We start from the raw sequence: 12,553 nt of genomic DNA on the forward strand, positions 1-12,553 counted from the left end.
GGACGGGGCGAACGGATAAATCAGCCGTCGCCTTCCTCCGCCTCCTCGTCCTTCGACCGCACCGGCCCGAACGGCTCGATCTTCGGATTGGCGAAGGGGCCCTGGTACGACCCCCTCGCCTCCGGTGCTCCCTGGAGCCTCGCCCCGGCCGCCTCGGTCACCAGCAATGCGTAGGTACCGTGCGCCGGGTCCACCGGGACCAGGCCGTACGCCGTGTCGACCTCGTCGTCGGCGAGACCGAGCCGACGCTGGGCGTCCTCGATCGTCGACCGCGGCGGCAGGGTCACGGTGATGAGGACGGTGGGGCTCTCGGGAGCCATGGGTCTCCTACAGGCGGGCGTTGTTCTTGCCGACGCGACGCACCGCGTCGACCAGAGACGGGGTGTTGATGATGCCGTACCCGTAGTCGAAGTCGTAGCCGTGCCCGCCCGCGTCGTGCGCGGATCGGCGGATCAGCGTACGCATCCGGGACGGCGACAGGTCCTTCACCGACAGCTTGCCGCGCACCGCGGCGACGACCCCCGCCGCGACCGGACAGGCGGCCGAGGTCCCCGAGTCGGGGCTGTTCTGCCCGAACGCCTTCGACCCGCTGAAGTGCGTGTACGTGGCGATGTCCGGCTTGCGCACGGCGAGCCGCCCCGGGCCCTGGGACGAGTAGCCGACCCGGGCGTCATGTGTGTCCACCCCGGCCACGGACAGCACGCTGGGGTGCGAGTTCGCCCCGTTGATGGGCCGGCTCGGGAAGCCGCAGCGCCCGTCGGGGCACTGGACACCGCAGTTGCCCGCGGCGAACAGGATGTCGGCGCCGGACACCTCCAGGGCGGCGACGATCAGGTTGAACGGGTGGGCGCGGTTGTCGGAGTAGTTGCCCGGGTGCCCCGGCGGGAAGTCCCACGTCGGCTTGAACGATCCCCAGCTGTTGCTGATGACCATCCGGCGCCGGTCGCGCGGCATCTGCTCCAGCAGCCCCCACAGGTGCGCGTACGCGGAGATCGCGTCGGAGAGCAGGCCCTCCATCACGGTGGCGCCCTGCCGCTGCGAGAGCAGCACCGGAATGTCGAGCAGGGACACCTTCCGGGCCACGATCAGCGAGTCGAACGCGCACATCGTGCCGTGGTTCACCGGGAACTGACCGAAGTTCCCGGCCACACCCGGCGGCTTCCAGCTGCGTGCCGCGTCGACCGTGACGGGCGAGCCGAGGACCGTACCGAGGTGCGCGACGTTGATGCCGGTGTCGACGATCGCCAGCGGGACGCCCGCCCCGTCGAGGCCCTCGCTCGTCAGCGCGTCCGTGACGAACCGCTGCACGTCGTGCCAGTCGCCGACCGGCGGCGTGTTGCCGCAGGTGGGCATCGTCTCGACGGCCGGGTCGGCGGCGATCCCGACGATGTCCGCCCGCTTGGAGGTCAGCATCGCCAACCGGGCGGCGCCGTCGCGGTCCTGGATCTCGCCGCGCACCAGGACGCTCGCGTCCTCCGGTGCCAGCGAGAAGGTGAGCGGCTGGTCCAGCGACAGCGGATCGCCGTCGGAGAACGCCGGCTTGGGCTGCGGCACCGGCACCGGCACGAAGTCCGGGTCCAGTACGACGCCGGGGAGTGAGCCGGCGACGTCTGCGGCCGGCGGAGTGCTGATCGACGGATCCACGACCGCTTGGACGAGATCGGGTTCCGGGCGCATCTGAACGATTACCCGCATGTTTCCCCCTGTAATTGAATCCGGTGGCACGGAGAACCGCGTGCCACCGGTACCTGCGGATAAGGCGAGGACTCGCACGCTATTGGCGCGGATACAGGGGGTCCATACGCGCAAGGGCGTAGCTTCAAGAACGCATTTCCGCAGGGGAATTGACGGGAATCGACACCCGGAACAAAAGGCGTCAGGAAACCCGTCGGCCGTTCTCCAGCTCCGCTGTCCCCGCGCCTTCCGCGAGCACGTCCAGCGCGACGCGCACCCGGCCGCCCAGGAACCCCAGCAGATAGTCGTCCAGCTCCTCACGCGGCACGAGCCGCCACGACAGCAGCTCCTCCTCCTGGAGCCGGATCGCCTTCAGCTCGTCCTCGCCGAGGACGCCACCGTCGTACAGGTACGCCACCAGCGGCGGAATGCCCGGCCGGTACACCCAGTCCACCGCCAGCAGCCGGCCGAGTTCACGGTCGAGCCCGATCTCCTCCAGCGTCTCGCGGCGCGCCCCCTGACGTGGGGTCTCGCCGTCGTCCGACTCGATGGTGCCGCCCGGAAGCGCCCAGCCCTCACGGTAGTTGGGCTCGACGAGCAGCACCCGCCCCTCGCTGTCACGGAAGAGGGCGGCGGCGCCGGCGAGGATGCGGGGGAGGCCGGCGATGTACGTGGCGAAGTCCTGAGCGCTGGTCATCCCTGAAGGGTAGTTCCCGGACGGAGAGTCACTGACCGTCGAGACGGAGGGTCACTCACCCCGTCGATCAAGTGGACCGTGCGCTCCGCCAGTTCGCTGATCCGCACCCCGTCGAACCCGAACACCGCGCTGCGCACCGTGTCCTCCAGCGGGTCCTTCCACTGCTCCGGGATCGCCTCCGCGCCGGTCAGCACCCCGGCGACCGAGCCGGCCGTGGCCCCGTTGGAGTCGGTGTCCAGGCCGCCGCGGACGGTCAGCGTGACGGTCCGGGTGAAGTCGCCGTCGCCGTAGAGCAGCCCGGCGGTGAGCACCGCGGCGTTCGGGATCGTGTGGATCCAGCCCAGCCCTGCGGTCTCCTCGGCCACCGTCGTCAGAGTGTCCTCCCAGGTCATCCGGGTGTCGTGCAGGGAGATCACCCGGCGTACGGTCCGGGCCAGCCGGCTGCTCGCCGGTACGACCGTCAGCGCCTGGTCCAGGGCGTGCCGCACGGTCGCCGCGGTGAACGCCGCCGACACCAGCGCCGCCGCCCACATCGCCCCGTACACCCCGTTCCCGGTGTGCGAGAGCACCGCGTCCCGGCGGGCCAGCGAGGCCGCCCGGCGCGGGGCGCCCGGGGAGGTCCAGCCGTAGATGTCGGCGCGGATCAGCGCCCCGATCCACTCCTGGTACGGGTTGTCGTACGTCGCCGTCAGCGGCGGCTTCAGCCCGTTGGCGAGGTTGCGGTAGGCGGCCCGCTCGGCGGTGAACGTCTGGAGGTACGGCAGCCGCAGCAGCCACAGATCACCGACCTGCTCGGTGCTGAACGCGAAACCGTGGGTCTCCAGGAGGTCCAGGCCGAGGATGGCGTAGTCCACGTCGTCGTCGCGGCAGCTGCCGTGGATGCGGCCGCGTACGCACTGGCGCCACTCCGGGCGCAGCTCGAAGCCGTCGCTCTCGCTCGGCGGCTCCGGCAGATAGTCGGTCAGCGGCAGGGCGGCGGCCTGCCTCAGATAGCGGTCGATCCGGTCCCGCGTCCACAGGTCGCCCTGCTCGACCGGCTTGCCGAGCATGTTGCCCGCGATCCGGCCCAGCCAGCCCCCGAGAACGCGGTCGGCGAGCTCTGGCTCACTGCCCACAGGGGTCATAGGACCGGTTTACCCGATTCCGCGGGGTCGCACAGTGGGGTCGTAGCAGCTTCTCAAGGTCCGGGCAGGGCATGACGGGGAGGGCGGGCTCCGGTTAAGGTCGCAGCGGCGCGACTGGCCCTGACGTGCGTCGGGCCCGGAGAGCAAGGGGATGGCAAGTGGCTGACGCTGCAGGCAAGGGCGCCGAGAGGGTGCTCATCGCCGCGGACAAGTTCAAGGGATCGCTGACGGCCGTGCAGGTCGCCGAGCGGGTGACGGCCGGGCTGCGCCGGGTCGTGCCGGGCCTCGACGTGGCCGCGCTGCCCGTGGCCGACGGCGGCGACGGCACCGTGGACGCCGCGGTCGCGGCCGGTTTCGAGCGGCACGAGGTCAAGGTCGCCGGGCCCCTCGGCCAGGAGGTCACGGCCGCCTTCGCGCTGCGCGGCGACACCGCCGTCGTGGAGATGGCCGAGGCCAGCGGGCTCCAGCGGCTCCCCAAGGGCGTCTTCGCCCCCCTCACCTCGTCCACCTACGGCTCCGGCGAGCTGCTGCGGGCCGCGCTCGATGCGGGCGCCCGCACCATCGTCTTCGGCGTCGGCGGCAGCGCCACCACCGACGGCGGCGCCGGCATGCTCACCGCGCTCGGCGCCCGGTTCCTCGACAAGGACGGCGAGCCGGTCGCCCCCGGGGGCGGCGGCCTCGCCGATCTCGCGTCGGCCGACCTGTCCGGCCTCGACCCGCGCTTCGCCGACGTGGAACTGGTCCTCGCCAGCGACGTCGACAACCCGCTGACCGGCCCGAAGGGCGCGCCCGCGGTCTACGGCCCGCAGAAGGGCGCCTCCCCGGACGACGTGGAGACCCTGGACGCCGCTCTCGCGCACTACGCGCGTGTGCTGGAGGACGCGGTCGGCGCGAAGGCCGCCGAGTACGCCGCGTCGCCGGGCGCGGGCGCGGCCGGCGGCATCGGCTACGGCGCGCTCCTCATCGGCGCCCGGTTCCGCGCCGGCATCGAGGTCATGCTGGACGTCCTCGGCTTCGCCCCCGCGCTGGAGAAGGCGACCCTGGTCATCACCGGCGAGGGCTCCCTCGACGAGCAGACCCTGCACGGCAAGGCCCCCGCGGGCGTCGCCGCCGCGGCCCGCGCCGCCGGCAAGGAGGTCGTCGCGGTGTGCGGGCGGCTCGCCCTGCCCCCGGAGGCGCTCGGCAAGGCCGGCATCCGCCGCGCGTACCCGCTCACCGAGGTCGAGCCGGACGTGGCGAAGTGCATCGCGGACGCCGGCCCGATCCTGGAACGGGTGGCGGAACAGATCGCGCGGGACTTCCTGAGCTGAGCCTCGTCGGACTCACCTCCTGGGCCGAGCCCGCGAGTCTCATCGGCGGGCCCCGGACAGCCGGTACGCGTCCAGCGCCAACGTCATCTCGATCAGGTCCCGCGGCCGGGCCAGCGACCGTGACGTCAGCTGTTCCAGGCGCCGCAGCCGGTTGAAGACCGTGTTGCGGTGGCAGTACAGCCGTGCGGCGGCCCGGCCCGCCGACCCTTCGCACGTCAGCCACACGTCCAGGGTCTCCAGCAGTACGGCCCGGTCGGCGGGCTCCAGCTCGAGCAGCCCGCCGAACACGTCCGACACCAGCCGGTCGGCCAGCTCCGGCTGGCTCACCACGAGCGCCGTCGGCATGCGCTGATCGAGGCGTACGACGGCGGTGCCGTCCGGCGGACAGGTCCGCAGCGCCAGCTCGGCAAGCCGCCGGGCCCGCCCCAGTTCCGCGAGGCCCGGCACCACCGGACTGATCCCGCCGGGCCCCGAGCACCGCCCGTCGAGCACCCGAGCCACCCCGTCCAGGCCCTGGCCGGGGGAGAGGGCCACCACCCCCACCTCGCCGTCGGCCCGCATCCGCCAGATGAAGCGGAACCCGGCCCCCTGCACCGGCCGCTCGGCCGCCTCCCGCCGCTCGGCCCGCAGCACGACCACGGCGTACGGCCCGTGCTCCGGCAGGTCGAGCCCGGCGGCGGCCCGGGCCGCGAGCCCCGGCGTCGCCTTGCCCTCCAGCAGCGCGTCGAGCAGCGCCTGCAACTGCTCGTCGGTCCGCCGCCGCAGCTCCGCCTCCGTCGCCCGGTACGCCTCCGACGCGGCCTCCGCCTGCGCGTCCACCGCCGACCACACCATCGTCGTCGACCGCATCAGCGCCGCCAGCCGCTCCGGCTCCCGCCCGGCGGCGCCCTCCACCAGCGCGTCCCACACCAGATAGCCGGCGTTGCGGTAGGCGTGGATCAGCAGGTCCAGGGGCAGCCCCTGACGGGCCCGCCGCCGCCCCGCGTCCTCGGCGTACTCCAGGTCGCGGCGCGGCGAGTCCCGCGGCGCGGAGATCGTCTCGATCCCGATCCGCATCGCCTCCTCCGCCTCCCGCCACTGCTGGTCGTACGGCAGCACCTGCGCGTAGACGGGGGAGTGGTCGAAGAGTTGCCTGAGGTGCTCGTCGACGAGCTCCGGCACCTGTTCCAGCAGAGCCGTGCAGGACTCCGCGAGCAGCTTCCAGTCATGACCGGTACGCGGCCGTCGCGCTCCCATGGCCGGAGGATGCCACCGCTTCCCGTCCCCGCACAGGCCCCTGACACGCAGCGTTGTGCACGCGCACAACCGCGGCACCGGCCCGCTGGGCACCCGCAGCGATTCCGCCGCGGGCCGTGGACGGGCGCTCCCGCCGGTGCTGGGGTGAGCGCCACACCGAGTGAGGACAGAAGGGAAGTCCATGGTCGGATCCGGACTCGTGGTGCGGGACCTGTCGGTCGGATACGGCCCCGTACGCGCCCTGCGCCGGGTGTCCCTGGAGGTGCCCGAGGGGACCGTGGTGACGGTTCTCGGCTCCAACGGCGCGGGCAAGTCGACGCTGCTCCGCGCGATCAGCCGCACGCTGTCCTTCCAGGGCGGCGCGGTCACCGAGGGCGAGGTGCGGCTCGGTGACCGACGGCTCGACCGGCTGCCGGCGGACCGGGTGGTCGCCGCCGGCGTCTCCCAAGTCCCGGAGGGCAGGCGGGTGTTCGCCCGTATGACGGTCGCCGACAACCTGCGTGCGGGCGCCCTGGGCGGTGCGCGGGCGGGCCGCGCCCGGTCCCTGGCCCGGGTTCACGAATTGTTCCCCGTCCTGGCCCAACGCGCCCATCAACGCGCCGGGTTGCTCTCCGGCGGCGAACAGCAGATGCTGGCCGTCGCCCGCGCTCTCATGGCCGCCCCCAAGGTCCTTCTCCTCGACGAACCCTCCCTCGGCCTCGCCCCGCTCATGGCCGAGCGGATCGCCGACACCGTCCGGGAGATCAACGACCAGGGCACCGCCGTCCTCCTAGTCGAACAGAACGCCGCCCTCGCCCTGCGCCTCGCCACCCACGCGTACGTCCTCGAAGTCGGCGAGGTGACCTTGGAGGGGCCGGCCGCGGAACTGGCCGCCTCCGACGAGGTCCGCCGCCGCTATCTGGGCGTGGTCGACGAGGACGCGGCGGCCGACGCGGAGACGGCAGGCGCACGGACCCTCACGCGGTGGAACGGGTGACCCGGTGGACACCCTCGACGTACGCGACCTGACCGTCCGCTTCGCCGGGCTCACCGCCCTCGACGGCGTCTCCTTCACCGTCCGCCCCGGCACCGTCCACGCCCTCATCGGCCCCAACGGGGCAGGGAAGTCAACCTGCTTCAACGTCCTGTCCGGCGTCTACCGCGCCGGCTCCGGCAGCGTCCGCTTCGGCGACCACGAACTCACCGGTATGCCTCCGCACCGCATCGCCGCTCTCGGGATCGCCCGCATCTTCCAGAACCTCGCCCTGCCGCCCCGCGCCACCGTCGAGGACAGCCTGCTCCTGGGCCGCCACCGGCTCACCCGAACCGGCTTCCTCGCGGCCGGACTCCGCCTGCCGTCGGCGGCCCGCGAGGAACGCGTCCACCGCGAACGCGTCCGCGAGATCGCCGAGTTCGTCGGCATCGCGGACTGTCTGGACCGCCCGGCGGGCTCGCTCCCCTACGGGCAGCAGAAGCTCGCCGAACTCGCCCGCGCGCTCTGCATGGAGCCGCGCCTGCTGCTCCTCGACGAACCCGTCGCCGGGATGACCGCCGACGAACGCCGCCGAACCGCCGCCGTGATCGCGGGCGTCCGTGACGGCCTCGGCATCTCGATCGTGCTGGTGGAACACGACATGGGGGTGGTGATGCGGCTCGCCGACGCGGTGACCGTACTGGACTTCGGGCGCCGGATCGCCGACGGCGCCCCCGCCGACGTACAGAACGACCCGGCCGTCGTACAGGCCTACCTGGGAGCCGGATCATGAGCACCTTCGCCGAAATCCTGCTGAACGGCGTCTCGTTGGGGTCGGTGTACGCGCTGATCGCCCTCGGTTTCGTGGTGATCTTCCGCGCCACGGAGGTCGTCAACTTCGCCCACGCGTCCCTCCTGCTGGCGGGCGGCTACTTCACCGCGAGCCTCCACGACGACCTCGGCTTCTGGCCCGCGCTGCTGGTCGGGATCGCGGGTGCCGCGCTGGTCGGGGCGGCGGTGGAGTTCTTCGTCATGCGGCGCTACCGCGGCAGCGACCACAGCGTCCTCGCCATCGTCACGATCGGCGTCGACATCCTGCTCACCACCGAACTGACCCGCCGCATCGGCACGGACGTCCTGGCGCTCGGCGACCCGTGGGGCGACGCGGTCCTCAAGCTCGGGCCGATCTCCCTCGCCCACACCCGGATCGCCGCGTTCGTGGCGGCGGCACTGCTGATCACCGCGTTCCTGCTGGTCTTCCGGTACACGTCCTGGGGCGTGGCCATGCGCGCGGCGGCGGAGAGCGCCGAGACGGCCGCGCTGATGGGCGTACGGCTGGGACGGGTGTCGCTGGGTGCCTGGGCCGTGGCCGGGGGCCTGGCCGCCGTCGCCGCGCTGTTCCTCACCGTCTTCCCGACGCCGGGCCTGGAACGGGCCACGTCACTGGCCGCGCTGAAGGCCTTCCCGGCGGCCATCCTCGGCGGCCTCGACTCCACGACCGGCGCCCTGGTCGGCGGACTGCTCGTCGGCGTCACGGAGTCGCTGGCCACCGGCTACCAGAGCGATCTGACCTTCCTGGGACGGGGGTTGGGCGATCTCGCCCCCTACCTGGTCATGGTCGCGATCCTGCTCATCCGGCCCGCCGGGCTGTTCGGCACGAAGGAGCTCGCCCGTGTCTGAAGCCCTGGTGAGACCGCTCAAAGCCCTCAGCACACGCACGTACCTCTGGACCGCCGCGGCCGTCCTCCTCCTCGCCCTCCCCTTCTACCTCGACCGCTTCTGGCTCCAGGCCGGCCTCTTCGCCATGGCCGCCGCCCTCGGCGCGATCGGCATCAACCTCCTCACCGGCGCCACCGGCCAGCTCTCCATGGGCCACGCCTTCTTCCTCGCCGTCGGCGCCTACGGCTACTGCGTCTTCGCGGCCGACGGCGACGACGGACTGACCGGCCTCGGCCTGCCGACCTGGCTCGCCGCCGTGCTCGCGGTGCTGGTCGCGGGGGTCGCGGGCGGCCTGTTCAGCCCCATCTCCGGCCGCCTCAGCGGCGCCTACCTGGGCATCGCCACCCTCGCGCTCGTCTTCATCGGCCAGCACGTGATGTTCAACGCCCACGACCTCACCGGCGGCGCCAACGGCCGCGACGTACCGCCGCTGAACCTCTTCGGCCTCACCTTCGACGACCGCGAACTCCTCGTCGCCGCCGTCCCCTTCGGCTCGGCGGAGAAGCTCTGGTACGCCGGGCTGCTCGCCCTGCTGGGCGGTGCCCTGTTCGCCCGGGGCGTCCTGCGCGGCCGTCCGGGCCGGGCCATGAACGCGATCCGCGACCACCGCATCGCGGCCGGAGTGATCGGCGTCCCGGTGGCCCGGTACCGCGCCGCCGTCTTCGTGCTGTCGTCGATGTACGCGGGCCTCGCGGGCGTGCTGCTCGCCCTGGTCTTCCAGCGGACCGTGCCGGACTACTTCGGCATCACGCTGTCCCTCGAATACCTCGCCATGATCGTCATCGGCGGGCTCGGCTCGGTCTCCGGCGCGGTCGCCGGGGCCGTGTTCGTCTCCCTGCTGCCGCAGCTGCTGACCCGCTACAGCGACGCGCTGCCCCTGGTCTCCGCCCCCGGCACGGGCGGGATCGCACCGGGCGAGGCGTCCCGGTACCTCTACGGCGCCGCCGTCGTGCTGGTGGTGCTGTTCCTGCCCGGCGGTCTGGTCAGGGTGACCGCCCGGCGCCGCACCAGAACCCTCACGGAGGAACGATGACCACGACGACGTACGCGACCAGGACCGCCGCCGGCGCCCTCGCCGCGCTGCTCCTGCTGGCCGGGTGCAGCTCCAAGGCCAAGGACGACGACAGCGACAAGCAGTCGGCGGGCGGGGTGAAGACCGGCGAGGGCATCTCCGGGAAGACGATCACCCTCGGCGCCCTCACCGACATGACCGGCGTCTACGCCACCCTCGGCAAGAGCGTCACCCAGGCCCAGCAGCTGTACGTGAAGCAGCTGAACGCCGCCGGAGGCGTCTGCGGCTACGAGGTGGCCCTCTCCGTCCGCGACCACGGCTACGACCCGCAGAAGGCCGTCTCCGGCTACACCGAGCTGGAGCCGAAGGTGCTGGGCTTCGCGCAGTTCATCGGCTCGCCGTTCGTCGCCGCGGTCAAGCAGCGCGTCGACGGCCAGGACAAGGGCCTGGTGCTGCCGCAGGCCTGGTCGGCGGCGCTGCTCGGCAGCCCGTACATCCGCGTCATCGGCTCCACGTACGACATCGAGACGATCAACGCCGTCGACTTCCTGATCAAGGAGAAGGGGATCAAGAAGGGCGACAAGATCGGCCACGTCTACTTCGAGGGCGACTACGGCGAGAGCGCCCTGGTCGGCTCGAAGCACATGGCGAAGGAGGCGGGGCTGACCGTCGTCGAGCAGAAGATCAAACCGACCGACAACGACATGACCGCCCAGGTCGCCGCCCTCAAGCAGGCCGGCGTCAAGGCGATCGTCATCAGCGCGGGCCCGCGCCAGGCGGCCTCGCTCGTCGGCGTCGCCGCGGCGGGCGGCTTCGACGTGCCGATCATCGGCAACAACTCCGCGTTCGCACCCCAGCTGCTGGCCACCCAGGCGGGCCCGGCGCTGATGAAGAACTACTACGTGGCCTCGCCCTCGCTCCCGATCGGCGCGGACACCCCGGAGGCCAAGAAGCTCGTCGCCGACTACCAGGCGGCCTATCCGAAGGACGCCCTCGACAACGGCATCGTCGCCGGCTGGACCGCCGCGTCCGCCTTCGGCGAGGCCCTGAAGAAGGCCTGCAAGAACAAGGACCTCACCCGCGAAGGCGTCGACCGGGCCCTGCTCACGATCAACACCTTCGACCTCGGCTTCGGCCCCACCCAGGACTTCACCGACCCGAAGTCCGCGTCGTCCCGGGAGAGCGTGATCCTCCAGCCCGACAAGAGCGTCACGGGCGGCATGAAGGTCGTACGCGAGGCGGAGGCCTCGGAGGCGGCCAAGACGTACAACCCCTGAGAAAACGGAGAAGGCCCGAACCGGAATCGGTTCGGGCCTTCTTTCATGAAGCCGTTACGGCAACTGCGCCGCCCGCGCCTCGCGGCGGTTGTCGCGGAAGTTGTTCACCCGGCGGGCCGTGGCGAACAGCGGGATGACCGCGCCGGTGACCAGCTGGAGCGCGCAGCCCGTCTGGAGGAGGAGCTGACCGCTCGGGGCGTCGAAGGCCCAGGCGGCCAGGAGGCCCATGGACACGACGATCCAGGTCAGCATCGCCACGGCGAGGCGACCCCGCGGCTTCGGGTACTCGACCCGGCTCACCATCAGCCAGGCGGTGCCGAGGATCGCCAGCAGCGTCGCCACGAAGGGCAGCTCCAGCAGGACGATCGAGACGACCGTCAGGGCTCCGAACGGCGAGGGCATGCCCTGGAACATGCCGTTCGGGACGGTCACGCAGGAGAATCTGGCCAGCCGCAGCACCACGGCCAAGAGCACCACGATTGCCCCGACCGCCGCCACCCGCTGATGCGCGTCGTCCGCGACCATGCCGTAGACGAGGACGAAGTACGCCGGAGCCAGACCGAAGCTGATCAGGTCCGAGAGGTTGTCCAGCTCGGCGCCCATGGGGGAGGAGCGCAGCTTTCGCGCCACCAGGCCGTCGAACAGGTCGAAGACCGCCGCGCACAGCATCAGGATGACCGCCGTGGCCGCGCTGTGGCGGGTCATCCCGGTCGCCGGGCTGCCGGTGAGGTCCGGGATCAGGATGCCGGTGGTGGTGAAGTACACCGCCATGAACCCGCACGTGGCATTGCCGAGGGTGAGGGTGTCCGCTATTGAGAGGCGGAGAGAAAGAGGCATCTCCTCCTCGTCGTCCACCTCGTCGGCCTCGGGCACCCAGCCCGCCTGTGTCTCAGGATCAATCACGGTCAATGCGAGTCACCCCAGCCACGGTCTTCTGACCGACCTCGACCGCGACATCCACGCCCTCGGGCAGGTAGATGTCGACGCGCGAACCGAAGCGGATCAGACCGATGCGGTCACCCTGCTCGACCTTCGTGCCCTGCGGGATGTAGGGGACGATGCGTCGGGCCACCGCGCCGGCGATCTGGATCATCTCGATGTCACCGAGTTCGGTGTCGAAATGCCAGACTACGCGCTCGTTGTTCTCGCTCTCCTTGTTGAACGCCGGGACGAACCCACCGGGGATGTGCTCGACCGACGTCACCGTGCCGGAGAGGGGCGCGCGGTTGACGTGGACGTTGAGCGGGCTCATGAAGATCGCGACGCGGGTGCGGCCGTCCTTCCACGGCATGATGCTCTGCACCACACCGTCGGCGGGCGAGATGACCCGGCCCGTGGCGATCTCGCGCTCGGGGTCGCGGAAGAACCACAGCATGCCCGCCGCGAGCGCGGTGGCGGGCACGGCGACGGCCTTGGCGGCGCCGGACTTGCGCGCGCGCACCAGGCTGAGGGCTGCGGTGGCGACGGTCGGGAGAAGCCACGGCGATGCTCCGCGTGCGAGGCGTACGCCGGCGAGGCTGTCGCGAGGTGCAGAGGTTTGGCTGTGGGGCAT

The 12,553-nt window shown here is 71.9% G+C and carries 13 protein-coding genes; 6 read left to right on the top strand and 7 right to left on the bottom strand.

Going from position 1 to position 12,553, the window contains the following annotated elements:
* Positions 1 to 20: 20 nt before the first annotated feature.
* From IQ210_RS35180 to IQ210_RS35195, 4 genes are all read right to left on the bottom strand, one after another.
* On the bottom strand, positions 21 to 320 hold the full coding sequence (locus IQ210_RS35180) for a hypothetical protein (RefSeq protein ID WP_194083252.1): 300 nt from the start codon (positions 318 to 320) through the stop codon (positions 21 to 23).
* 7 nt (positions 321 to 327) lie between these two features.
* Positions 328 to 1,677, bottom strand: a complete 1,350-nt coding sequence (locus IQ210_RS35185; RefSeq protein ID WP_228049026.1) for a S8 family serine peptidase — start codon at positions 1,675 to 1,677, stop codon at positions 328 to 330.
* Between the two features lie 199 nt (positions 1,678 to 1,876).
* On the bottom strand, positions 1,877 to 2,371 hold the full coding sequence (locus IQ210_RS35190) for an NUDIX domain-containing protein (RefSeq protein ID WP_194083254.1): 495 nt from the start codon (positions 2,369 to 2,371) through the stop codon (positions 1,877 to 1,879).
* Positions 2,368 to 3,495, bottom strand: coding sequence for an ADP-ribosylglycohydrolase family protein (locus IQ210_RS35195; protein ID WP_228049028.1), 1,128 nt, complete (start codon positions 3,493 to 3,495; stop codon positions 2,368 to 2,370). Before IQ210_RS35195 ends, IQ210_RS35190 begins: the two co-directional genes overlap by 4 nt.
* A 191-nt stretch (positions 3,496 to 3,686) precedes the next feature.
* On the opposite strand from IQ210_RS35195, the gene IQ210_RS35200 reads away from it, so the two are divergent.
* The gene (locus tag IQ210_RS35200; RefSeq protein ID WP_194083405.1) at positions 3,687 to 4,805 is read left to right on the top strand and encodes a glycerate kinase; all 1,119 of its coding nucleotides are present in this window, start codon (positions 3,687 to 3,689) and stop codon (positions 4,803 to 4,805) included.
* A 39-nt stretch (positions 4,806 to 4,844) separates the two neighbouring features.
* Here the strand turns inward: IQ210_RS35200 and IQ210_RS35205 are convergent, their stop codons facing one another.
* Positions 4,845 to 6,041: a PucR family transcriptional regulator gene (locus IQ210_RS35205; RefSeq protein WP_194083255.1), complete on the bottom strand. Its 1,197-nt coding sequence runs from the start codon at positions 6,039 to 6,041 to the stop codon at positions 4,845 to 4,847.
* 181 nt (positions 6,042 to 6,222) lie between these two features.
* Here IQ210_RS35205 and IQ210_RS35210 point away from each other — a divergent pair, with 181 nt between their 5' ends.
* From IQ210_RS35210 to IQ210_RS35230, 5 genes are read left to right on the top strand one after another with little or no spacing between them, the layout of a single operon-like run.
* Positions 6,223 to 7,017 carry an ABC transporter ATP-binding protein gene (locus IQ210_RS35210; protein WP_194083256.1) on the top strand — a complete coding sequence of 265 codons (795 nt, stop codon included), beginning with the start codon at positions 6,223 to 6,225 and terminating at the stop codon, positions 7,015 to 7,017.
* Positions 7,018 to 7,021: 4 nt separating this feature from the next.
* Positions 7,022 to 7,786, top strand: a complete 765-nt coding sequence (locus IQ210_RS35215; protein WP_194083257.1) for an ABC transporter ATP-binding protein — start codon at positions 7,022 to 7,024, stop codon at positions 7,784 to 7,786.
* Entirely contained in the window at positions 7,783 to 8,673 is an 891-nt protein-coding gene (locus IQ210_RS35220) for a branched-chain amino acid ABC transporter permease (protein ID WP_194083258.1), read from the top strand. The genes IQ210_RS35215 and IQ210_RS35220 overlap by 4 nt, the downstream gene beginning before the upstream one ends.
* A complete protein-coding gene (locus IQ210_RS35225; RefSeq protein WP_194083259.1) occupies positions 8,666 to 9,745 on the top strand; it encodes a branched-chain amino acid ABC transporter permease in 1,080 nt (359 codons plus the stop codon). The genes IQ210_RS35220 and IQ210_RS35225 overlap by 8 nt, the downstream gene beginning before the upstream one ends.
* Positions 9,742 to 11,001 (top strand): ABC transporter substrate-binding protein, encoded by a 1,260-nt coding sequence (locus tag IQ210_RS35230; protein ID WP_194083260.1) that lies wholly within the window; start codon positions 9,742 to 9,744, stop codon positions 10,999 to 11,001. The genes IQ210_RS35225 and IQ210_RS35230 overlap by 4 nt, the downstream gene beginning before the upstream one ends.
* Before the next feature lie 54 nt (positions 11,002 to 11,055).
* Here IQ210_RS35230 and pssA read toward each other — a convergent pair whose 3' ends face one another.
* Positions 11,056 to 11,874, bottom strand: a complete 819-nt coding sequence (gene pssA, locus IQ210_RS35235) for a CDP-diacylglycerol--serine O-phosphatidyltransferase (RefSeq protein WP_126277292.1) — start codon at positions 11,872 to 11,874, stop codon at positions 11,056 to 11,058.
* A 22-nt stretch (positions 11,875 to 11,896) separates the two neighbouring features.
* Positions 11,897 to 12,553 (bottom strand): phosphatidylserine decarboxylase, encoded by a 657-nt coding sequence (locus IQ210_RS35240; protein ID WP_194083406.1) that lies wholly within the window; start codon positions 12,551 to 12,553, stop codon positions 11,897 to 11,899.

Origin of the sequence: Streptomyces justiciae (assembly GCF_015163075.1) — a bacterium.
Classification (GTDB): Bacteria; Actinomycetota; Actinomycetes; order Streptomycetales; family Streptomycetaceae; genus Streptomyces; species Streptomyces justiciae.